The organism is Myxococcus sp. AB036A (assembly GCF_006547355.1).
Classification (GTDB): Bacteria; Myxococcota; Myxococcia; order Myxococcales; family Myxococcaceae; genus Myxococcus; species Myxococcus virescens.
Window position 1 is genome coordinate 50,000 of sequence record NZ_VHLC01000026.1, and the last position, 23,114, is coordinate 73,113.

16 protein-coding genes are annotated in these 23,114 nt (G+C 67.4%); 9 read left to right on the plus strand and 7 right to left on the minus strand.

What is annotated here, in order from left to right; all coding sequences use genetic code 11:
* Window positions 1–290: 290 nt before the first annotated feature.
* Entirely contained in the window at window positions 291–425 is a 135-nt protein-coding gene (locus FL344_RS39735; RefSeq protein ID WP_255508193.1) for a hypothetical protein, read from the minus strand.
* 275 nt (window positions 426–700) lie between these two features.
* On the opposite strand from FL344_RS39735, the gene FL344_RS13525 reads away from it, so the two are divergent.
* The 5 genes from FL344_RS13525 to FL344_RS13545 all read left to right on the plus strand — a co-directional run bounded on the left by FL344_RS13525 (window position 701) and on the right by FL344_RS13545 (window position 4,992).
* Window positions 701–1,834 carry an NAD-dependent epimerase/dehydratase family protein gene (locus FL344_RS13525; RefSeq protein ID WP_141618812.1) on the plus strand — a complete coding sequence of 378 codons (1,134 nt, stop codon included), beginning with the start codon at window positions 701–703 and terminating at the stop codon, window positions 1,832–1,834.
* Window positions 1,835–2,143: 309 nt separating this feature from the next.
* Complete coding sequence (locus FL344_RS13530; RefSeq protein WP_141618814.1) at window positions 2,144–2,329, plus strand: hypothetical protein; 186 nt, start codon at window positions 2,144–2,146, stop codon at window positions 2,327–2,329.
* 186 nt (window positions 2,330–2,515) lie between these two features.
* Window positions 2,516–2,782, plus strand: coding sequence for a hypothetical protein (locus tag FL344_RS13535; protein WP_141618815.1), 267 nt, complete (start codon window positions 2,516–2,518; stop codon window positions 2,780–2,782).
* 336 nt (window positions 2,783–3,118) lie between these two features.
* Window positions 3,119–3,358, plus strand: coding sequence for a DUF2917 domain-containing protein (locus FL344_RS13540; protein ID WP_141618817.1), 240 nt, complete (start codon window positions 3,119–3,121; stop codon window positions 3,356–3,358).
* 281 nt (window positions 3,359–3,639) lie between these two features.
* Window positions 3,640–4,992, plus strand: coding sequence for a cytochrome B6 (locus FL344_RS13545; protein WP_228565014.1), 1,353 nt, complete (start codon window positions 3,640–3,642; stop codon window positions 4,990–4,992).
* A 218-nt stretch (window positions 4,993–5,210) separates the two neighbouring features.
* On the opposite strand, the gene FL344_RS13550 is transcribed toward FL344_RS13545, so the two are convergent.
* Complete coding sequence (locus tag FL344_RS13550; RefSeq protein ID WP_141618819.1) at window positions 5,211–6,179, minus strand: DUF6624 domain-containing protein; 969 nt, start codon at window positions 6,177–6,179, stop codon at window positions 5,211–5,213.
* 297 nt (window positions 6,180–6,476) lie between these two features.
* On the opposite strand from FL344_RS13550, the gene FL344_RS13555 reads away from it, so the two are divergent.
* Window positions 6,477–7,721, plus strand: coding sequence for a hypothetical protein (locus FL344_RS13555; RefSeq protein WP_141618820.1), 1,245 nt, complete (start codon window positions 6,477–6,479; stop codon window positions 7,719–7,721).
* A gap of 127 nt (window positions 7,722–7,848) precedes the next feature.
* On the opposite strand, the gene FL344_RS13560 is transcribed toward FL344_RS13555, so the two are convergent.
* The 4 genes from FL344_RS13560 to FL344_RS13575 all read right to left on the minus strand — a co-directional run bounded on the left by FL344_RS13560 (window position 7,849) and on the right by FL344_RS13575 (window position 15,300).
* The gene (locus FL344_RS13560; RefSeq protein ID WP_141618821.1) at window positions 7,849–8,919 is read right to left on the minus strand and encodes a linear amide C-N hydrolase; all 1,071 of its coding nucleotides are present in this window, start codon (window positions 8,917–8,919) and stop codon (window positions 7,849–7,851) included.
* Between the two features lie 296 nt (window positions 8,920–9,215).
* On the minus strand, window positions 9,216–13,058 hold the full coding sequence (locus tag FL344_RS13565; protein ID WP_141618822.1) for an Ig-like domain-containing protein: 3,843 nt from the start codon (window positions 13,056–13,058) through the stop codon (window positions 9,216–9,218).
* Between the two features lie 581 nt (window positions 13,059–13,639).
* Window positions 13,640–14,899 carry an RNA polymerase sigma factor gene (locus FL344_RS13570; RefSeq protein WP_141618823.1) on the minus strand — a complete coding sequence of 420 codons (1,260 nt, stop codon included), beginning with the start codon at window positions 14,897–14,899 and terminating at the stop codon, window positions 13,640–13,642.
* Window positions 14,899–15,300, minus strand: a complete 402-nt coding sequence (locus FL344_RS13575; RefSeq protein ID WP_141618824.1) for a YciI family protein — start codon at window positions 15,298–15,300, stop codon at window positions 14,899–14,901. Before FL344_RS13575 ends, FL344_RS13570 begins: the two co-directional genes overlap by 1 nt.
* A 517-nt stretch (window positions 15,301–15,817) precedes the next feature.
* Between FL344_RS13575 and FL344_RS13580 the strand changes: the two genes are divergently transcribed.
* A complete protein-coding gene (locus FL344_RS13580; RefSeq protein ID WP_141618825.1) occupies window positions 15,818–17,482 on the plus strand; it encodes a M4 family metallopeptidase in 1,665 nt (554 codons plus the stop codon).
* On the opposite strand, the gene FL344_RS13585 is transcribed toward FL344_RS13580, so the two are convergent.
* Window positions 17,479–20,739 (minus strand): hypothetical protein, encoded by a 3,261-nt coding sequence (locus tag FL344_RS13585; protein WP_228565015.1) that lies wholly within the window; start codon window positions 20,737–20,739, stop codon window positions 17,479–17,481. The two genes, FL344_RS13580 and FL344_RS13585, sit on opposite strands and share 4 nt — an antisense overlap.
* Before the next feature lie 587 nt (window positions 20,740–21,326).
* Here FL344_RS13585 and FL344_RS38505 point away from each other — a divergent pair.
* On the plus strand, window positions 21,327–21,530 hold the full coding sequence (locus tag FL344_RS38505) for a hypothetical protein (protein ID WP_194863098.1): 204 nt from the start codon (window positions 21,327–21,329) through the stop codon (window positions 21,528–21,530).
* Between the two features lie 142 nt (window positions 21,531–21,672).
* Complete coding sequence (locus FL344_RS13590) at window positions 21,673–22,596, plus strand: hypothetical protein (protein ID WP_141618827.1); 924 nt, start codon at window positions 21,673–21,675, stop codon at window positions 22,594–22,596.
* Window positions 22,597–23,114 lie beyond the last annotated feature (518 nt).

Consider the following 23,114-nt stretch of genomic DNA (forward strand, 5'->3'; position numbering starts at 1 on the left):
TGAGCTTGGGACGCCGAGCCAGGACGTATTCCGGGTCCATCTTCACGTCGATTCCGCGCTGAAGCGACGGAAGGTGCGCGATGTGCGTGTCGTTGAGCCCGAGCATGTCGAGGGTGGGCCGCCCCGTCGCATAGGGCACGCGCCCCGCCCAGGGGACTGCGATGACATCCGTGGTCGGATCACAGCCTTGAGCTTGGGAGCGGTGCGCTTCGGCTGAGCCCTCGATGACAGGCGAGTTCGCCGCCCCGGCGTGAAGCAAAGCGATGGGCACACGGCCGCCCTCCCCTGCCCTACTCCTTCGCGAACACCGCCACCTGGCGCTCGGCGCCGGAGAACGGCAACCGGTACGCCCGCGAGGACACGACGCGCAGTTGCCGCTCCGCTGCGCGCGCCGCCGCCTTGATGAACGCGACCTTCTTCCCCACCGTGTCCACCAACGTGACGCCCAGCGACTGGCACCCCAGTCACCCGTGAAGGCGCGCGCGAGTGCCATGCCTACTCGTAGCGCGAGTCGTCGGACACGCTGCGCGTGGACTGCCGCACGACAATGCAGCCGGCGGCGCCGCAGCCCTGATGCCGGTTGCCGCCCCCCGGGGGCGGCCGTTCGGGTTCCCGGCCGCTCCGGGCCCCGTGTCGCATCGCACATGCATCCCGTTTTGGATACGCTGAGAACTCCGGCCGACTCACCAGGAATCATTGGATGACCACCACCCGTCGTGACCTGTTCAAGTTCGGTGCGCTCGCCGCTGCCTCCGCCGCCCTGCCGGGTTGGGCAAAGCCGTCCAAGCCCATCAAACGCGCGGCGAAACCGCTGAACATCCTGATCCTCGGCGGCACCGGTTTCACCGGACCGTTCCAGGTCAACTACGCACTGGCGCGCGGGCACAAGGTGACGCTGTTCAACCGCGGCAAGCGCCCGTCACCAGAATGGCCGAGCGCGGTCGAGCAGCTGTTCGGAGACCGCAATACCGGCGACCTCAAGTCGCTGCAAGGTCGCAAGTGGGATGTGTGCATCGACAACCCCACCAGCCTGCCGTTCTGGGTGCGCGATGCCGGCAAGGTGCTCAAGGGCAACGTCGGGCATTACCTCTTCATCTCGACGATTTCCGTCTATGCCGACGGCAGCAAGCAGGGCATCACCGAGGACGCGCCGCTGGCGATGTATGCGGGCAAGGACGCGATGGCCGAAACGCAGGACTCACTGAGAGCGGACATCGAGCACCTGTACGGCCCGCTCAAGGCGTTGAGCGAGGCCGAAGCGCACAAGCAGTTCGGCAAGCGCGTCACCATCGTCCGGCCCGGCTACATCGTCGGACCGCGCGACGAAACCGATCGCTTCACTTACTGGCCGCACCGCGTGGCGCAGGGCGGCGAGATGCTCGTGCCCGGCGATGGCTCCGACCCGATGCAGATCATCGACGGCCGCGACCTGGGCGAATGGATGATCCGCCTTGCTGAAGCGGGCACGTTTGGCACGTTCAACGCTGTTGGCCCGGCGAAACCACTGAGCACCACGGCCATGCTGAAAGGCTGCGAGCGGGTCACGGGCAAGAAGCCGACGTACACGCATGTGTCGCCGGAATTCCTTGAGGAGAAGAAGGTCGAGCTGCCGATCTGGGTGTCGTCAAAGAGCGGGCCCTATGCGGGCTACGGGGCGGTCAGCAATGCCCGGGCGATGGCGGCCGGGCTCACTTACCGCCCCTTCGACACCACGGTGACCGATCTGCTTGCGTGGTTCCGCAGCCAGCCGGCCGAGCGCCAGGCGGCGCTGCGTGCCGGCATCACACGGGAGCAGGAAGCGGCGCTGCTGAAGGAGTGGCACGCCAAGCTCTGAAGCACGGGGAGGTAGCGCATGCGCATGACAGGGATGGGGCCTCCCTGTTGAGGGGAGAGAGGGTGAGAGGCGCTCGAGGACACTCAACGACTCTCAGCACGTCGTTGGCCGGACGGATACGGTCCTTCGCCCGCCACAACGGGTGTTCCTTCGGCACGCGCCCGCCCGGCGTCCGCAGACTGAACATCGTCGTCTGCGACTTCGGCGTCCCGCGCATCGCATCGTCCGATGCCGCTCTCCTCTCACGCGACACCGCGGGGCGTCACTCCCCCGCGGACAATCTCAACAGTCCGCCAGGTGCGTCCGGGCATGCCTCACCCACCGGCGGAAGGCCGTCTCCGCGAGGTCAAAGTCCGTCGCCACCTCCGCGAAGGACTTACCTACTCCAGCACCAACTTCACCACCCCGGCCTGGAGCGAAGACCTCCAGCGCCGGCTCGGGTGTCTCTTCCACCTGGACTCCGGTGGGCTGATGCAGCCTCGTGTCCTCCGGTGAGCAAGGCCCCGTCACGGACGCTCTGCTCACCGCCCGGGCCTGGCCCCCGAGCAATGCGCCTGCCTTCGAAGTGGATGATGTGTCGGCGGAGGCTCCTCTGCGGCGGGTCATTCTGACTCCAAGGAGGGTTGAGCTCACCCCACACCGTCAGGTAGACGACAGTTCCCCCTTTGGTTCGGAGGAACCTTGTTCAAGTCGATGATCCTGGCGGTTGCGGTGTTGGGACTGACGGCATGTGGCAGCGATGACTCGGAGCAGAGCGCCGAGTGCAAGAAGTACCTGGTCTGCATCAAGGCCACGACCCCCCAGATTGAGGCCACCGCCGAAGTGACCTACGGCGCCGACGGTTCCTGCTGGCAGAACGACGAGACGGCCAGGGTCTGCACTGCCGCGTGCACCGACGGCCTGACGCAGCTCCGGGGCAACCACCCCGACGAGTCCGCCTGCAAGTAGGACGGAGCCCTGTCAGGGCACACTGGCCGCGCACACGTTGCGCGGTCAGGTGCAGGCCCCCCCCGCAGCCTGGGCTGGCCCTCGTGCCGGGGCCCACCTCGCACATCCCGTGGGCATGCCCAGGTGCTCCTGAATTGCCCGCACTCCGGGGGCCCCTTCACGTACGCCAAGACCCCTGAGCCTGCCTCCACGCCTCACGCAGGCGAACACCTCGAAGTCGAACGTCCTCCTGAGCAACTCTGCGAAAGTCCACTCGCGGTGTCCTCTCCCATCCGCTCCTTCCTGGCCGCTGCCTCAAGCCCCGCGCTCGCCTCCTGCGCTCCTGATTGAGGGAGCGTGCGCACTCAGGGTGGAGGGCCCCTGACGCCCACATGTCAGGAGGGCCTGCTGTGGCTCACCTGCGAAGGGGACGTGAAGGACCACGTGCTGCGACAGGGCGACACCCGGCACCTGACGCGCGCCGGACACGTGATGGTCCAGGCACTGAGCGCCTCTCGCTTCTGCCTGGCACGACGTGCCTCCGTGCGCGCGCCGTGCACACCGCCGGCCCAGGGACACGAGGCCCCTGTCCGGTAGGGAGGACGAGGACACACCCCCGAACGCCCCCGATCCCGTGAGCGGAGACGGAGACCGCCGCCGCTTCGCGCGCGTGCGGCCCCCGGCTGCACAGGCGTGAACCCGCGCCAACGTATGAACTGGCCAACGGTTCGCCCTCGGTTCGGACAAACACTCGCCGCAATTGAATACCTTGCCTGAACAGCAGGACACCATTCCGGGTGAAGCCAGACCCAAGGAGGACTTGCATGAAGCCACAGGGGGTAATCCCACACATCGCTGTCGCAGTCATGGGCCTTTTCATGATGGACACAGGCATGTCCCACGCCCAGGAAGTGCAGCGGCGGGGCAGCACCAGCTACATGCCCGTGGCCCAGACGGAGCCCTTCGCTGACGTCATGGCGCGGATGAAGGCGGAGAAGCCCAAAATCACCGCGCGCCACCAGCAGCTCCTCGAACACCGGTATGACCTGGGAAACCGTCCGGCACGGGGCGTCACCATGTCCCGGGGGAAAGCCGTCCAGGAAGGCGTGCGGGTGAAGCTCCCGCAGGGCGTGACCTGGGAGTCCCTCGCCGCCATGAGCCCGGAGGCGATTCGAAACAGGGGGCTCTTCCCCGCGGGCTTCATGCCATTGCCCCACCCGAATCATCCGGAAGGCGGCATGGTCTTCCCCAAGTTCCACATCGATGAAATCAAGCGGCAGGAAGCGAGGGACCTCACACGGTTCGACCTCGACTTCGACCTACCGGACCACCTGCTGCCGGAGTTCCCGCCGCCCATCTTCCTCACCACGCGCCCGGACCTGGGAGATGTCTCGCAGGGGAAGCTGGTGACCATCATGAACGTCCAGGAGCTGTTCAACGGCATCCTGAATCCGAAGCAACTGGAAGGCCTCCGGCTGCTCGTCACGCCCTTTCCCCAGCAGCAGTTCAATCAGACCGCCGACCGCCGCTCCGAGCTGCCCAGCCGGGGAGTGAGCTGCTTCGACTGTCACGTCAACGGCCACTCCAATGGCGCCACGCACCTGGTGGGCGACATCCGGCCCCAGGAGTTCCGCCACCGCATCGATACGCCAACGCTCCGCGGGGTGAACATCCAGCGCCTGTTCGGCTCACAGCGGGCCCTGAAGACGGTGGAGGACTTCACCGAGTTCGAGCAGCGCGCGGCGTACTTCGATGGCGACCCGGTCATCGCGACGAAGAAAGGGGTCAACATCCTCGAGCGGGGCAGCCAGGTACACTTCATGGCGGAGGTCCAGGCCCTCCTCGACTTCCCGCCGGCCCCCAAGCTCCGCTTCGACGGGAAGCTGGACCCGAAGAAGGCCACCCAGCAGGAGATGCGCGGACAGACGCTCTTCTTCGGCAAGGCGCAGTGCGCCGTGTGCCACCTCCCGCCGTATTACACAGACAACCTGATGCACAACCTGCAGGCGGAGCGCTTCTACAAGCCCCGGCTGGTGAACGGCGCGGTGATGGGATCCGATGGCCCCATCAAGACGTTCCCCCTGCGAGGCATCAAGGACTCTCCGCCCTATCTCCATGATGGGCGGCTCATGACGCTGGAGGACACGGTGGAGTTCTTCAACCTCGTGCTGGAGACCCGGCTCAACGCGCAGGAGAAGAAGGACCTGGTCGCGTTCATGCGCACGCTCTGACGCGCGCGCGGCAAGCCTGCCTCAGGCGCACGAGCGGCACCCTTCCGCCGAGCCACACGCGACTGGGCGGGAGGGCGCCGGACATCCACCTCCGTCCAGCGCTGCCGTTACTGGCGCGCAAGCGTCTCGTGCCCGCGAAGCGCTGCAGGGCAGCAGATGAATGACGCAGCGCCTGGCGGCCGCGCCACCCGGCACGGCCGCCATCAGCCCCCCGCGGCTCAGGGCTTCTGCTGGGTGGCCGCGGCCTTCATCCGCTCGAAGGCCGCGATGTACTCCTCCAGCGTATCGAGCCCCACGGCGGCGCGCCGCTCGTTCACCTTCTCGGGGTCCTCCAGCGCCTTGGGCACCGTCTTTCCATCCACCTCCTCCAACTGGGTGGCGTAGCGCTGCGGCTTGCCGGTATTCACCAGCACCCGGTCCGTGAGGTACGCGAGTTCCTTCGCGGAGCCCTCCCCTCGCGCGACGGCCTTCTCCAGCAGCGGAAGGACCTCGCTCTGGAAGGCCACATCCTGGTCCGCGTGCTGCACCAGCAACCACGCGGCGAAGGTACCGCGCCGGCCCACCAGCGCGCTTCCCGGCCAGCCATGCTTCGCGATGACGCCCTTGAGCCAGGTGGTGTTGCGCGCATCGACGTCCTTCATCTTCGCCTTGGCGGCCTCATCCTGGAAGTTCGAGGCGATGAGGGCACTGCGCGCCTCCTGGTCCTCTTCCATGCGCTTGAGCAACTCGTCCCGCAGCACAGGGTCCGCGGCCTCGTACTGCTTCGCCTCGGCGGCGATGACTCGCTGCTCCAGCGCCGCGTAGCCGGGCAGGCTCCGGACATTGCTCAGGTCAGGGTCCTTCTGGAGGTGCTTCGCGTCATCGAAGCCTTCCTCCACGGCGCGCTCCAGCCAGACCAGCGCCTCATCGCGCTCCGCCAGCAAGGACGCCGCGCAGGCCGCGTTGTAGGCCAGGTTCCTGCTGCGCACCCCGCCTTCCCAAGCGATTCGGAACAGGGGAAGGGCGCGCGCATTGTCGCCCTTCATGGCCAGTCCGGATGCCTCGGAGGCAGCTGCTTTCGCCTCGGGCGTGGCGACGGGCTTTGGCGCCGCGGGCTTCGTGGCCGGGGCGGCTTCCGGCGCGGCGCCACCACCGTGGGCACATGCAACCAGGTTCAGCGCGGCAAGCAGGGCGATGATGCGACGCATGACACTCCAGGGGTATGGGGATGAACGCTGGCAGTGTAGGCAATTTCTTCAAGACTCCAAACGCCCTGGCGTGCCGTTCAATCCGGTCTGAAACGTCTTCCCGCGCGAGCAGGTTGCGATTGCCTCGCGTCGATTCGTCTCAATACGTCTCTGCACGCAGTTCTTCTCCCTGGCTGTCACCCCACGCACTCCGAGCGACGCGGGAGCGGCACGGGCTTCGCCGTGCCGCCCGTCCGGCTCGCTCCGTGCTATAGGCCGCACCGCTCGGCGGTACGCACCCGAGGGGGAAAACAGAGGATGTCTGAGCGGCACATTGAGATGTTCTGGCGTTGTTCGAGTTGCAACCACCGCAACCTCGGCCGCTACATGGTGTGCCAGGGCTGCAAGAACGCCAAGGACGGCAGCGAGCAGTATGAGATGCCGGAGGACACCGCGTCCGCCGTCACGGTGACCGACGAGGCCCTGCTGAGGATGGCCACCGCCGGTCCCAACTGGCGATGCGCCTATTGCGAGAGCGACCAGCGGGCCCTGGACGGAGGCTGCAAGCACTGCGGCGCGTCCGCCCTCGAAGGCTCGATTCCCGCCGAGCCCACGCGCCCCACGCCAGACGAGAAGAAGGGGGCGAAGAGCAACAGGCGCCTGGGCTGCTACATCCTCTTCATCATCGCGTTCTTCGGCTGCTGCTGTCCCATGTGGATGTCCTCCGGCAAGAAGGGGACCACCCCCGCGACGGCGGCCACGACAGCGCCCAAGACGGAGCCGGAGAGGACGCGGACGCTCCAGGTCAAGGAGGTCTCCTGGGAGCACACGGTGAGCGTGGAGCGCTACCGCCTGGTGGATGACGAGGGCTTCGAGGAGGACCGGCCAGAAGGCGCCCTCCTGGTGAAGGCGCAGGGCAAGCGCCACCACCATGACGACCAGGTGCTCGCCGGCTACACGACCGTCCGCTACACGGAGCGTGTCCAGCGGGGCTTCACCACGGAGACCTACCGCGACAAGGAGGCTTGCGGCGAGGACTGCACCACGACGCCCAAGAAGTGCAGCGAGCAGTGCACCAGCAACAGGAACGGCTTCGCGACCTGCAAGACGACCTGCACCGGAGGAAATCGGAGCTGCACCACCCGGTACTGCTCCGTGACGAAGAAGCGCCAGGAGCCGCGCTACGTGGACGAGCAGCGTTCACGCCAGGAGCCGCGCTACCGGAGCGTGCCGCGCCAGGCGACCTGGTACACCTGGAAGGAGTGGCGCTGGATGCACGACCGGGATGTGAAGTCGAACGGCACCACGCTCGAAGCGCGCTGGCCCACCGACGCCGAACTGCGGCCCGTCAAGGCCCTGCGCGAGGGCGAGAAGGAACGAAACGCGCGCGACGCGCGGTACAGCGTGGTCTTCCACGGCGACGACCAGCCCGCCATCACCTACACCCCCGAAACACTGGAGGAGTTCCAGCGCTTCGCGCCCGGCAGCACGCACACCCTTCAGCAGAAGCAGGGCAAGGTCTCCGTCGTGCCCCAGACGCCCCCGGCGCAGGCCACCCCGTGACCTGCGTGCCGCTCTCAAACGCGAAATGAAATCGCGGGCCGCTTCGCATCCACTGAGCGGCGGCGAGGCCAGGTACCCGTTTGCAGCCAGGTGCCTGGCCCCGCGCCACGGAGAGGGAGTCAGTGACTCAGCTCGCCAGCTGCTTGTTGGCGTCGATCTGCGAATCCACCGGGGAGAGGGCGAGCGTCTTGCCATCCGCCTTCTTGAAGTCGACCGTGCGCAGGTCCAGCGTCTGCAGCCCCAGGCTGTCGTAGGTCCGGACGCCGAACGTGCGGTTCGTGAGGTCCTTCACGACGACCCACTGGGTGTAGTCGAGAGAGTCCTTGCCCGTGACCTCGTTCAAGTCGCGGCTGGTGCCGTAGGGGATGTCGACGGTGTTGAGCAGGTGCAGCGCCAGGGAGCGGGCCTCGGCCGCGTTCTTGGGCTTCTCGGAGAACTCACGGAGGTAGACGGCCCGGACGAACCGGGAGGGGGGCGTGGAGTCGCCGGGAATCCCGAAGAGGCCGCTGCCGCAGCCGTGAGGCGCGAAGGTGCCGGTTCCCAGCTTCACGGGCGTGGCGCCACGGGACGACAGCCTCGCGTAGTTCTTGAGGTTCTCCAGGTGCTCCGGGAAGGTCGGGTGGTTGGTCAGGACCGCAACGGGGTTGTGCATGTTCAGCGGCGAGTTGTCATGCCCCGTCGACGCGTACAGGAACATCTGCCGGTCGGTGAACTCGACGACCAGGGTGTTGCCCTTGGCGTCGTGGAGGGCGAAGTGGAGCGGAATCTTGCTCGACATCCAGTCGCTGTGCCACAGCTCGGCGTCGCCGTTCGCCAGGGCCTCCTTCACCGTGTCCACGGTGGCGAAGTTACCCACGGCCCACTCCACGAAGAGCTCGGGCGCCAGTCCTCGGGACGGGTCCTTGGCGGCCTGGGGATACGTCGACGTGGGCATCCACAGCGCTCCGGCGGAGAGGCCTTCCGAGTTCATCGCATCGCCGATGACGGTGACGCCATAGAGCGTGACGGTGAGGCCGACGTAGTCGAACTTCGTCGTCCACTTGAGGCCATGCAGGTGAGTGAGGGAACCCGGAGACTGGACCGTATGCCCCTTGGCGTGGAACCGGAACTTGGAGCCGAGGTCGATGCCGAACTCCATGCTGCGGCCTACGACGACAGCGCTCGAGTCCTCGGTCGCGACCAGAAAATCAGTGCACATGTGAAGCGTCCTCGTTGATGCCTTCGCACCATGCGAAGGTCTGGTGTAGGGGGGCAGTGCGTCACCAGAGCAGGACGCGTGCCACCTGCGCCTCGCGGGTCGTTCGAGTCATTCCGCTGCTTTGCGTCCGATGGGTCCGCTTGCGATGGGGCGCGTTGACGCGTCTGCGGAGGCTGGTGACACGTCAACGCCGGGGCCCGCGAGGCGCCCCCAGGTGAAGCACCCGGCCCCGGACTTCGGGCCACGAGGACGGAGCGGGAACACATCCACCGCCCCCTCCTCATGGACTCAGGCCCTCACAGGGCCGTGCTGGCGTGCAGCGCGAGCACACCCTGCTGCACGGGCTGGCGCCACGTGACGCGGTAGGTGTCCGCCACGAAGTCCCACGTCACACTCCCCGCCTGGACGGGGAAGTCTCCCTGCGCGGGCGAGGCCCCCGTCCAGAAAGAGCGCGTGCCCGGCGCATAGGACAGCGCCAGGTTCACCGGCATATTGAACGCGCCTCCCGTCGCCAGAGCGCAGCCCTTCGCGTCACAGCGCAGGCTGCCCCCCCAATAGGGACGGCTGACATCCGTCGCCTCTTTCAGCCACTCCGTCCCGCTCCACCGCCACCAGCTCTTGTCGGTGTGCATCCGGAACCCGCTCGGAGACGCCGCGAGCACACCTTGGCCGTCCGCCGGCGACTTGACGATGTTCTGGCCGGACCAGGCGATGCCGTTGTGGAAGATGTAGCGGAACTCGTCGTCGAAGGGCGCCATCAACATCACCGAGTTGCCCGCCGCGACGAACTCGTAGACGTCACTGGGCATGACCGGGGCCGCGATGGGCTGCCACACGCCCGCGGTGTGGATGCTCATGTTCAGGTAGAGCTCGTTTCGCTGCGCCGACAGCGCGAAGGACTCACCCACCGTGACCAGCCGCGTGTTGTACCAACGCGCCTCCTGGAACACCCTCGGGATGAGGGTCGCCAGGTCCCGCCACGCCACCCCATCCACGCTCCGCGCTCCGCGAATCTCCCACTCGCCCCACACCGCCATGAAGCCGCTGGGGCCATGCACCAGCGCCAGGTCCGGGTCCGTGGCCGCCACGCTGTCCAACAGTTGCGGCGCCCCCACCACCCCCGCCTCGGAGGACACCACCCAGATGTCCATCAGGTCCGTCTGCGTGGACGGCTGGAGATACGCCACCACCACCCCGTTGTCGTCCACCGCCACGCGGACCTTCGTGCCCGCCGGCCCCACACGCACCGGCTCCATCCACACCGTCCCGTCGAACTCCGCCAGGAAGAGACTCCACGCCCCCGCGTCGAACTGCTCCCACGCGGCGGCCCCATGGCCGTCGGACTCGAAGTGGACGGCCACGTCCCGCACGCTGCCGACGAGCGCCGGCGTCACCAGCTCGAGCCCCGAGTCCCACTGGCCGCCTCCCAGATAGCCGCGCACCACGAGCCGCCCCGGCTGCACGAAGAGCGCACCCGTGCGAGCCCCCACCGGCACCAACACCGAGGAAGTCGCCTCCCGGCCACGAAGCTGGACGCTCGGCTGCCACCCCTGCGACGTGAGCGCCGCGCCCCAGATTTCAGCCGTGGACGACTGCTGGGTCTTCTGCATCAGGACCAGCAGGTCATCCCCCGACGCCCGCACGTCGAGCACGCTGCTCAACCCCGACGCGACCACGGCCTTCGAGGTCGAGCTCCACGAGCCTCCCGTCTGCGAGACGGCGCGCACCAGCGTGGCGCTGTTGATGCCGGTCCACAACGCGACGTAGTTGCCTCGGTGGGGCACCACCGCCCAGATGTCGCGAACCGCCAGGTTGTCCACCAGCGATGGGGCCTGCCATGCCCCGTTCGCGCGCACCGCCGCGAAAAGCCCACCCGTATCGCCGAGGACCGCCGTGATGGTGCTGCCATCCGAGGCGATGCGCAGGCTCGTCATCTGCTCGGACGTGATGAGCTCCCCCAGCCCCCACTCGCGTGTGTCCCGGTTGAAGAGCGCGAACTCCACCCCCTGGTTGGACACCCACGCCCGCCCGAAGCTGTCCCCCACCCGGATGTACTGCGCGTCCACCGAGGACGACACCATGGACTCCAGCCACCGCACCCCGTCGAACACGACCGAGACCTCCAACGTCGTGTTCCGCCCCGACGACACCAGCACCCGGTCTCCATTCTGCAGGAGGGACACGGGCGACCCCAGATTCGCCGCCGTGAAGACCTCCGACCACTGCGTCCCAGCATGGACCCTGAAGGTCTTCCCATTGACGGCATAGAGATGGTTCCCCACCCCGAAAAGCCGGCCGCTGATGCCGGGCGTCACGGGCGAGAAGTCCGTCCCATCGAAGAGCGCGACGGCGCCCCCCGCGAGCGAGCGGTCCGACCAGCCCACCACGAAGCGCTCGCCCCACGCGGACACCTGCGGCGCCAGCGTCATCGAGCGTCCCTCCCCCACCAGGACGGAGTCCCCGAAGCCCGAGCCGCTGTCGAAGGCCGCGCGGACCTGGATGGCCGTCCCCGTGTCCTCGTTCCACACGGCCAGCGTCCCCCGGGGGCCCGTGGCGAACACGGGCATCCCCGGCTGACCGGGACGCCCCGCGCTCACCCTCACTCCGGGAGCCACCGTGCGCACCGTGTACGTGTGCGGCGAGGCAAGGCCCGCCCCCTGCGGCGTCTGCACGTCCTTCACCGTCACCGTGTAGTTCGTGGCGGGCGCGAAGGGCGGCACGGGCCGGAACACCACCGTGTTCGTGGAGGACTCGTAGTTGACCAGCCCCGTGACGCCCTCGACGCCCACCGTCCGCGCGTTGACGGTGGCCGGGTCCAGCGGCCGGTCGAAGCTCACGCGCAGCGGGCTCCCCAGCGGCACGAAGCGCGTGTCCGGAGCTGGCGTCGCATCACGCACCACCGGCGGAGAGGGCTCCAGCTCCGTGACGAAGTGGAAGCCCCCGAACTGCGCCAGCGTGTTGCCCGCGAGGTCCTCCACGGCGCTGACCCGCCCCCGGTAGCGCGTCTGGTACTTCAGCGGCTCATTCGGCGTGAAGGCGGCGTGGAGCTTCGCGTCGTCGTAGCGCAGCGTGCCCGGAACCCGGCGGACCACCTGCGTTCCGTCGGTGTTCAGCTCCTCCAGGTAGACGCGGTCCGGCGTGACGCTCTCCGGACGGAGTGGCTCGCTGAAGTGGACGATGATGGGCGCATAGCGCGCGGCCACCCCCACCGACGTCGCCTCCGGCAGCGTCCCCTCCACCCGCGGCGCGGTGGTGTCGCTCGACGCCGTCACAAAGAACGAGAACGCGTGCGCCTGCGTGAGCGCATTGCCCGCCAGGTCCTTCGCCCCCGTGGAGAGTGTCCCGGTGACGAGCGCACCCGGCGCGGGCAGCGGACTGACACGGAAGGACACCGACTGGCTCGGAGCATCGTAGGAGATGACACCCGTGAGCGGCGCCGCGGGGTTCGACCCCAGCACCTGCTCGAACCGGAGCGTGTCACCGGTGAGCGTGCGCGGGTCCATCGGCTCTTGGAAGGAGAGCGTGTACACCGGCCAGGTCGGCGACACGCCGCTCTCACCACTGCGGGGCCGCGTGGCCAGCACCTCCGGCGGCGACGTGTCCGCCTCCAGCCCCACCGTGAAGACCGATTGGTAGGGCGCCGGCAGGGACTTGCCCGACACCAGGCGCAGCGCCGTGGAGACGCCCACCGTCACCAACGTATCCGCCGTGAAGGGACGCCCCGGCGTGAAGGTCAGCGTGCGCGTGGCGGGGTCATGCGTCACCGCTCCCGCCACCGCGACGCCGTTCTCCGACACCGTGAGGACCTCCGCGCTCACGGTGGTGACATCGAGCGCCTCGGCGAACCCCACGATGACGCGCGCGTTGCGTGGGACGGCTTCCGCGTTCGACGCGGGCAGCACGTAGCCGATGAAGCCCACGCCATCCGACGTCTGCGTCCCACCATCGCCAGTCCCACCGTCCGGAAGTCCGCCATCGGGCGTGGGCTCGTGGCCCCCATCCGGTCCGCCCGCATCGGGCTCGCCCGCGGCATCCGGCGGTGTATTTCCATCAGGTTCGCTGTTCTTACAGCCAGGGACGACTGCCCAGAGGCCGAGGACGGCCAGGGCGCATCGCAGCCAGGAGAGTTTCGAGGTCATAGGGGAGTTCGCGAGACAACCACACGACGAGGTCGCACGTCCTCGCGTGCATTCAGAGCCCCCGGTGCGTCAGGGGCCGGATGTCGGCGGTGCTTCGACGCGGACCTGGGCCGTGCGCGCCCATCCCACGGATGCTGACTGCATCGACATACGCCATATCGTTGTCATCGCCTGGCGTAAATGCTCGATTCCAGAATAGATGTATCCCGAGTGTCTGACATTCCTCCGGCCCGTGAAGGTGCGCGTGGAGGCGGCCCTGGCAATCACCTCATGCAAGACGCATAGGGTCTCTGTCGCCCGCCGCGCAGGTGCCACAGGGCGTCTTCCATGCGCCGCATGCCCCTCACGGGGCTCTCGGCCGTCGTCCTGCTCACTGGAGCGGACACGCGCAGGCACACCACTCAGTGGGTGGCCCTGTATGAAGTCCCCGGCCTCGGCGACGCGGCGGCCGGAAGGACGAAGCCATCTCCCGCGACAAGAAGTCGCAGGAGCTGAACCCGAAGAACGACAACGCCGTGAAGAAGCTGCGCGAGCTCGGCGCGGCGTCGGCCACGGCGAAGGAGCGCGCGGCGCTCGGGGGCCTACGCCATCTCGTCGCTCAGCCGCGCGGCCTGGGTCAGCAGGTAGTCGCGCTCGGGCAGGCTCGTGGTGCCTTCGGCCGCCTTCCGGTAGTGGACCACCGCCGCGCCCGTCTTCCCCGCGCGCTCCAGCAGGTGCGCGCGCACCGCGTCGAGCCGGTGGTTCCCCTCCAGCCGGCCCTCCCTGGCCAGCCCCTCCAGCAGCGACAGCCCGGCCTGCGGCCCGTGCACCATCGCCGTCGCGATGGCGTGGTTGAGCGCCACCATCGGGTTGTCCATCAGCCCCATCAGCACCCCGTAGAGCGCCAGCACCTGCGGCCAGTCCGTGTCCTCCGCGCGCGACGCCTCGTCATGCACCGCCGCGATGGCCGCCTGCACCTGGTACATCCCCACCGAGCCCCTCGACAGCGTCGCGGAGATGAGCGCGATGCCCTCCGCAATCATCCCCGCGTCCCACAGGCTCCGGTCCTGCGCGTCGAGCGGAATCAGCTCCCCCGCGGGCCCCGTCCTCGCCGCCCTCCGCGCGTCCGTGAGCAGCATCAGCGCCAACAGCCCCGCCACCTCGCCGTCCTCCGGCAGCAGCGTGTGCAACATCCGCGTCAGCCGAATCGCCTCGCCCGACAGGTCCGTGCGATGCAACTCCGGCCCCGAGGTGGCCGTGTAGCCCTCGTTGAAGATGAGGTAGAGCACGTGCAGCACCGCGCCCAGCCGCTGCGCGCTCTCCTCCGGCGTGGGCTTCTGGAACGGCACCCCGGAACTCTTGATGCTCTGCTTGGCCCGGCTGATGCGCTGGGCCATGGTCGCCTCGGGCACGAGGAAGGCCTTGGCGATTTCCGCCGTCGTCAACCCGCCCACCGCGCGCAAGGTCAGCGCGATGGCCGACGCCGTGGACAGCGCCGGGTGACAGCACATGAACAGCAGCACGAGCGCGTCATCCCGGCCCGCCAGCTCGTCGCCATCCAGGGACATCACGAGCTGGAGCTCCGGCGGCACCAGGCTGACCACCAGCTCCTCACGGTGACGGCGCGCGGTCTCCGCGCGCACGTGGTCCGTGATTCGCCGCGAGGCGACCTGAATCAGCCAGGCGCGCGGGTCGTCCGGCACGCCCTCGCGAGGCCACTGCAAGGCCGCCGCGAGCAGCGCTTCCTGCACCGCGTCCTCCGAGGCTCCGAAGTCCCGAAACCGCCGGATGACCGCGCCGAGCACCCGCGGCGCGTGCTCGCGCAACAGGTGCTCGATGCGAATGTCCCTCGACTCCGTCATCACATCAGGTCGGGCGGAGGACCGCTCATCACCTGGCGGACCTCGATGGGCATGTTCATCGGCTTGCCGCCGAGCCCAGGCGCCGCCGAGGCCTCCGCGGCGATGGCGTAGGCCCGCTCCGGGCTGTCCACCTCGATAATCCAGTAGCCCGCGAGGAACTCCTTCGACTCCGGGAACACGCCATCGGTGATGGGCTTGCCGTCCGCGCCCGCGCGCACGCGCCTGGCCTGGTCCGGCCCCGCCAGCCCCTCGGCCGCCACCAGCTCCCCCGTCGCCCCGAGCTTCGTCGCGAAGCCCGCCATGAACGCGATGTGCGCCTGGAGGTCCTTCTTCGGCCAGCTCATCACCTGGTACGGACCGCCGCTCGGGGTGTTCATCATCAGCATGTACTTCATCTTCATGGTGGCTCTCTCTTCTCTGGGCCTCCGCGCCCCGGCATTGGGTGCGCGTTCATTGGGATGTCGGAGCCACGCGCGAGGTCTCGACATCGACCCGTGAAGATTATCGGCGGGCCTCGCAAGTCAGCGGAACAACTGTGTTCTTCCGCTCCGGGGGCCGCCTGCGACGCGCCGCATTATCGGCGAAATTTCAGAGGACCTTGTCCGGACCCAGCCCCCCCTTGGGGTAGACGCCTGCCCAGACCGCGCTCCCTTCAGGTGCGTAACAGGGGACTGGACCTCTTGGCGCCTCTTGAGCCTCAACACCCCGTGGCCTGGGGTGGCCCTCGTGCCGGAGCCCACCTCGCACATCCCGTGGGCATGCCCAGGTGCTCCTGAATTGCCCGCACCCCGAGGGCCGGTACTCGGGACTGACGACGACAAACCTGGTGCCTCAGCAATCCGGTGCGATACACCCCGCGAGGTCCGTGTCGCGAGTTCCCGCGCCTGAGCCGTCCAAACCGAGGGGAGCCAATCCAACATGGCCTTCACGACCGCTCCTCTCCGTGCGCTCGGCATCGTTCTGGTGACGACGCGCGCGCTGGCGGCCACGCCCCCGGCTGCGCCCACACCTCGTGCGCTCGTGTTCGCCCAGAATCCCGTCCGGACCCCTGTTCCCAGCGAGCAGGAGCTCCCGCTTCCTCCCTCGGGGAGACGACTGGCGCATCCATGGTTCGAGGCACTGTCCTGTGTCGTCCCCGAAGCCCATCCGCTTCCACCGGAGGACGCGCGCTTTCTTCCTGAGCGCGTCTGCTCTCTCCAGTCGACCGCCCGGCCTGATGCGCGCGGCCTCTTCGCCACACCGCCCCGCCAGGACGTGGACGGGTCCTCTCCGGATGCCTTCGCGGAGGCCTCGCTCTTCTTCCACGCGGCAGCGACCTTGAACTACTTCCGTTCCCTCGGGTGGGAGCGCCCCTGGCCTGACGAGAAGCCGCCGCTCCGGCTCGTGGCGGACGTGCGGATGCCCTCACGGGACGGAAAGGTCCTCCTCCCGTGGGGCGATGCGCTCTTCGTGCCCGCCGCCGAGGGGGATGCGCGCGCGCACGACACCATCTGGTTCGGACGGGGCCCCGGGGTGAACCTCGCCTATGACGGCGACACCATCGCGCATGAGGTGACCCATGCGCTCCTGGAGCCCTTCCTGCCACGGAGCGCCTGGCGGCTCGACACATTCGGCGCCGACGGCTCGCCTGGCGCCATCGATGAGGGGCTCGCGGACTACTTCGCCGCCGCCATCTCGGGAGACCCCTTCCTCGGAGAATACGCCGTGCGGGCTGCCGAACCCTGGCGCTCGCGCAACATCCACGCGCTGGCCCGCTGCCCCGAGGCACTCGTGGGACAGCGCCACACCGACGCCCTGCTCCTGTCCTCCGCGCTCTGGGCCCTCCGTGAGCCCGCGAGCCCGTCCCAGCGTGGGGTACTGGACCGCGCGGTGCTCACCACGCTCCAGACCGTCCAGCCGGCCTCCGCGCTGTCCCTGGAGCGCTTCCTGGAAGCACTTGTCACCACGCTCACCCGAGAGGCCCCCGAGCTCGCCCGCTCCGCCCAGGAGACGTTCTCCCGCCGGGGCCTCCTTCCCGCCTGCCCGCGCGTGCTGGAGCTGGAGCCGGGGCAAAGCCTTGGAGGGAGCGCTGGAGCCTTCGTGGCTCCTGGCGGGCGCTCCCTGCGGATGAAGGGACTGGCGCCCGGCCTCCTCCAGTTCCATGCCCGTGTCCCGCCGGGGACCACGGCCATGTCCCTGCGTTTCAGGAGCGGCGCCCCCCGGCCCCCACCGGGGCAGGAGCTGACGCCATTCCACCCCGTGGTCCTCGCCAGGCGCCACCGCCCTCTTCAGTGGCGCCATGACGGTCCCCAAAGCCACTCCGACGCGGACGTCACGACGGTCCCACTGCCCGGGGCGTGGAGAAGCGCACGCATCGAAACGGAGGGCGCCTCCGACGTCTTCCTCCAACTCGCCAACGCGGGCGAGCTGGATGGCTGGTACGACCACCTCTCCCTCGAGTTCGAGAGTGGCCCTCCCGCGCCAGCCGCCCCGCCCGAGCCAGCGCCCCGCCTCCCATCTTCCTTCTGGGGATGGATGGGAGGCGCGAGCGCCGGCCTGGGAGCCTGGCTTTGGCGGAGGCGACGAAGGTCGCCGAGCGCCTAGCGGCAACTCCTGTCGAGCACGTAGCCGACGTACATGGACGTATTCGCGCTATCCACCACGAGCCCGCGGAGATAGCCATTTGCGCCACAGCCGAAGGAGTACTCGGGCAGGTTGCCCACCGTGCAGCCATCGTTCTTTCCGCCCACCCTGGGCATCACGGTGAGCGTCCCCGTCTGGAGATTCCGGCACGACAGCACAATCGTCGACAGGTTTTGCGCACTGCACCACGTCTGATTGGGCGCTCCACTGGCCCAACCGTTGATTCCGGTGACCTTCTGGACAACTTCACCGGCTGCGCAGTCCAGGGTGAAGGAATCACCATTCGTGCCCCCAATCGCGGGGGCGCTCGTGGCGGCACCGATGATCCTTCCGGAGTCGAAGCGGGCACAGCGCATCCCGAGCGCGTCCAACCAGGCGCCTTCCCGCCCGTGGATTCCGACCGCCACCTCGTCGTCCCCGCACGTAAGGACCTGGACGGTGTCGTTCTTTTCGCACTTCGTCCCCGTGGCGTCGCGCAGATACCCGGGCTTGCAGGTCCAGGGGCAGTTGGCCTGAGCAGCCGTCGGACTCGTATACACCGCGTTCGCAGGTGCGTTCGTGCAGGCGTTACGAGCATTGGAGTTCGCGGGAGACCAATACCCGATGCCCACGTCGACACAGACACCATTGGAGAGGTACTGGCCCGCATCGCAGAGGAACGACACACAGCGGTGGGGACTGGTCGACGTATCACACTCCAGACCCGCGGCGCAGTCGCTCTGCTGGAGACACACCTTTCCGCGAGGGCATGGAGCGCAGGGTCCCCCGCAGTCCACGTCGCTCTCATCCCAGTTCTTCTCACCGTTATTGCACTGCGCGCCAAAGCAGACCGGACCGATGACGGGGATTGAAGCACAGTACATCTGGAACCCATCCTGCTGCAGCACACAGTCGGAGTTCTGCTTGCACTTCTTGCCGCTCCCGCAACGTGCACAGATGGAGCCGCCGCAATCCACGTCCGTCTCGTCGCCGGATTTCATGCGGTCCTTGCAGCGAGTCGGGACACAGAAGGTGCCGTCGCTTACCTCGGACTCGCAGTCCCCCGCCACCGCGCATCGCGCTTTCACCTTGCACTTCGCGCAGTCATTTCCACCGCAGTCGATTCCGCTCTCGTCGGCGTCCTTGACACCCGTGTTGCAGTGGTTCTGTACGCACGTTCCAAAATCGACTCCGCCCTTCTCCTCCTTCTTGCAGTACCCGGATGCGCAATCCTCGGGGCGGATGCAGCCCTGCTTGTTCCCGCAGGGCTTGCACTTCGAACCGCCGCAGTCGATGCCCGTTTCGTCTCCGTCCACGACACCATTGGCGCAGTGGTTCGCCGCCGAGCACTTGCCCGCGTTGCAATACCCGAGCGCGCAGTCCGAGTTGACCAAGCACTTCTTCCCCTCCGCGCAAGCGCTGCAGGCGCCGCCGCCACAGTCCAGGCCCGTCTCACTCCCGTCCCGTACCCCATTGCCACATGTGTTCGAGCAATAGCCCAGGCCGTCGTTCAGGCTGAACTTCTGCTCCAAGAGCTTGAACTGATGGTTGTAGATTTCGATGGGGCCAATGTCCCAGCCGAGCCCCTTCCCGTCAGGGTTCATGAAGCTGGCTCCTGGGGGTTGAAGCCTGCCTCCCACCTGGACACCCAGGTTGCCATCGAGCCCCAGTGTGATGTCCGCCTTGGGCTTCTTCGCCTCACAGCGCGACGCGTACTTCGCAGTGGCCACCAGCGACGCGCGGACTCCTGCGTTCATTCCGAGAGCGTCGTACACGTACACGTTGATGCGGGGAATGAGCCCGCAGACAACCACGAGGCTGCCTTCACCAGTCACCGTGATGTCGGTGTTCTTCTTCTTCTCAAACTGGGCCGGCGTCGTCGTCACCTCTCCGTTCTCATAACGCGCCGCGAACTTGAAGCTGGTGTTGTGCTCGAAATTCACGTTCGCCTTGACTCCCGCCTTCGCCTCGAATCCACACTCAAGATCAACCTGGAGGGTCTGGGTCAGGACGACCGGCACGGGCCCGGCGAAGATGGTCTGCACCGCCGGCTTCGTGAGGAGGATGGTGCGCTTCCATCCACCCGCGGGCCGCATGTCCGGATGGCCCAGATACTTCTTTTTCGCTTGGGCGAGGACGTCCTCAGCGAACTTCGTTCTCTCCGCGAGCTTGTCCTGGAGCTTCTTGCCCGTCAGACCGTCCGCGGATTCAATCTTGGCGTTCAGGATGGCCTCGACATCGAGCTTGAGCCTGGACTTGCTATCCACGTTCAACCACATGGAGGTCGATTGGTTCCCTCCCAGGATGGGAGGCACCTTCACACCCACCTGCACACCCGGGTTGAAGGAATAGTCCACCGACGACTTCCCCGTACCCTTCAGCGAGAGCTTGATTGGGGTCTTCCCCGCCTCGTTGAAGCTCTTCTCATACTCGAGCTTGAACAAGGCGCTCGAGTAGTTGTTCTTGATTTCGGGTTTGATCTCCACGCCCGTGGTGATCCCCTCGACCGTCACCGCCTTCCAGACATCCACCGCCGCGGCAGCCACCGCCTTGGCCGCGCCGCCCAGTGCATCTCCCACCGCGGTGATCGCGTTCCAGATAGAGCCCAGGAAGGGGTCTCCGGGGAGCGCCGCGTCCCCTTCCTCCTCGGCTTCGGGCAGAGGCTCGTCGTCGGGATTTCCCTCCGCCGTGGGCGACATGACGTTCGCGTCGACATACAGGTGCCTGGCGGCCCACTCGAGGTCGAGCTTCGAGATGTCGACGGTCTGCACTTCCGAGTAGTCGAACGTGAACTGCATCTCCCCCGTGACGATGTCCTGGAGAGCCACGGCTTCCGTCTCGACGACGAGGGTGTCATCCACCTCGGTAACGGAGACGACCCGGCGAGCGAAGCCGAGAGGATTCGCTCCCGGGCCATCGCTCGGCGCCGCCACCACCACCTTCCCTTCTTCCCAGAGCAGCACCTCGGGGTGGTCCGCCTTCGGGAAGATGAGCGTGTCCGGCCGGACGACGACGTTGCGCGCCTGCGCCTCCGTGACGACCTCCACCCAGGGCTGGGGTTGAAGGTTGTTGTAGTCGGGCTCGAACTGGGGCTCCCACACGAGGCTGTCGAGGTCCTCATGAGGACTCTTCGCCGTAAACGTGTCCGGGTTGTCATCCTCGGGGGTCGTGTCGCCGCACGCACCTGCCAACAGGAAAGTGACGACCATCGCCAGTCCCAGGGGGGGACAGCGACTCATCCAGGGACGCTGCGAACGCCTTCGCTTGAACATCGTTTCTCCAGGAGGGGAAATGTTCGCGCCTCAGCAAACGCCGTTCCAAAGGGCAACCGCCGCGTTTTCGCACCTGGGAGGCCACGAGGACGTGGCTTGACGTGTCAACGGCACGTCCATGACGCGTCAAAGGCGCCCATGAAACGCACGCGCCTGTCCGAGCGATGCCTGCTGCGCGTGGCCGCGAATCGCCGAGGGCCTGCGCGGCACGGGCAAGGTGGGCATGGATGACGGCATGAGCGCCAGCGTGCCCATGCGTCGATTTCCTTGCCCTCCGACCCGGTCCCGGTTCCGGGTGGGCGCGACACAGCCGCAACGCGGCTCGGCGCTCCTGGCAAATGCCGGAGCCACAGGGTCCACACTTCGCGAGACCCGCCCGGAAACGAGCGGTCCGCTCACCGACGTTCCCCTTTCGAGGCCCTCCCGCTCTCCGTCATGGACCAGCGCGACAGCCTCCGCGGTCCACGGACGACTTCACCCTGACAAGGCCCCCCGTGCGACGCGCCTGCCGGGGCGTGGAGACCGCCCCCCCCGGGGAGCAGGCATGCCTCCGCATGGAAACGACTGGCACTGGCGTTGCAATGTCTCGCGGCGAGCCGTCCACGTCCGAGTACCAGTACAACTACACGTACGTCGCTCCGCTCGCGCTGGCCCAGGAAGTTTCCTTGGGCCATCGGCCCACACTGGAGTGGTGGGGACAGACCATGGAGCACCTCCCGCACATCGTGAACAACCGCCCACACTGGGTCCAAGAGTAGGAGCAGCGCAAGAACGGGGGCTCGGCGCCGCCACTCCATGCCCCTGGCCCGAAAGGCATTCAACTGAAACCGACTCCTCGCGGCAAATCCTATCACACCGCCAGTACTTGACTTCCCACAGGAAGATTCATTTCATTTACAAATGCTAAATCAAACTCCGGAATATCAATCCTGCATCCAGAGCTCAGAGAAAGTCTCCTGGCGTCTTGATGACCTATTGCCCAAGGACACCGTCCTGGATTTCAGCCACCGGTTCCTTTCGGATGCGCTGACGGGCGCGGAAGCCATTCCCTTCCTGAACGCGGAGGAGCGGCTGATGCTGAATCACATCCGCTCCAACAGCTATGCGCACCTGTTCCTGTTCCTGGAGGAGTACGCCGTGGCCCTGGCCGCCCAGCGCGCCAGCCTCGAGTTGCACGGGAACGCGACGCACATGCGCGCGCTCCTGCGCTTCACGGAAGAGGAGCTGAAGCACCAGCAGCTCTTCGCGCGCTTCACCGGCGCGTTCGCCCGGGGGTTCAAGGTCGTCCCTGCCCTGCTCGACAACCACGTCGAGGTGGCACGGGCCATCATGGCGAAGTCGAATCTGGGGGTGCTCATCTTCAACCTGCACCTGGAGCTGATGACGCAGCAGCACTATCTGGAAACGGTCCGCGGAAACAATGCCGAGGCGCTGGATCCGCTGTTCTGCAACCTGCTCAAGCACCACTGGCTCGAAGAGGCGCAGCACACCCGGCTGGACTTCCTGGAGGCGCAGAAGATCCTCTCCCGGGAACCCGACAAGTTGGACGAAGCCCTCACGGAGTACGCGGAGCTGCTCCAGGCACTGCGGGGGACGTTGAACGCCCAACTCGCGCTGGATCTCCAGACGCTGGAGAAGGCGGTGGGGCGCACGTTCACCCCGGAGGAACACAAGCACCTCGCCGAGTCCCAGGAGCGTTCGTATGTCTGGGGCTTCATCGGAATGGGGATGAAGGCGCCCCTCTTCCTCTCACGCCTGCGCGCGCTCTCCCCCATCGCCGAGCAGTGCATCCTGGAGCTGGCGCCGACGTACTACTGTGATTGAGGCGGGCTTCGGGACCGCCGCCTCGCCGTGACAGTCCGGACGGGCCGCCCCTCTTCCGAGGCTGGGGGGCGACCAAAGCGTGAGGGCTCCCCCGCGCTGCTGACGGCCCATGCTCCTTTCGTCGCGCGCGTCGATGCCGGGCTGAATCACCAAATCGGCTCGCTGAGCGCTACGATTTCGGCCACGAGCGCGTCCTCGGTCGTCGCCTCTGATTGAAGCGCCACCGCTGGCGTAAACCACAGGCACCCTCGCCCATTCATGAGTTCGGTCACCGCACGCGGCACGGCCCGAACTTCGTGTTCTCGACGAGCGGGACTGGGAGGTCCTTGAACAACTGGCTGCATCTGCTCAAGAGTTCGTGCACCCGTCGAACGATGGGGGAACGGCGGTGTTTCTCACGGGAATGCTCAGAGACCTGAGGAAAGTGGCCCTCCGGATTGATCAATCCCGACACCCGTGGCGTCCAAGCGTGCGCACCATGACGCCGCCCTCGCACAGGCATGACGCCTCCGCGAGAG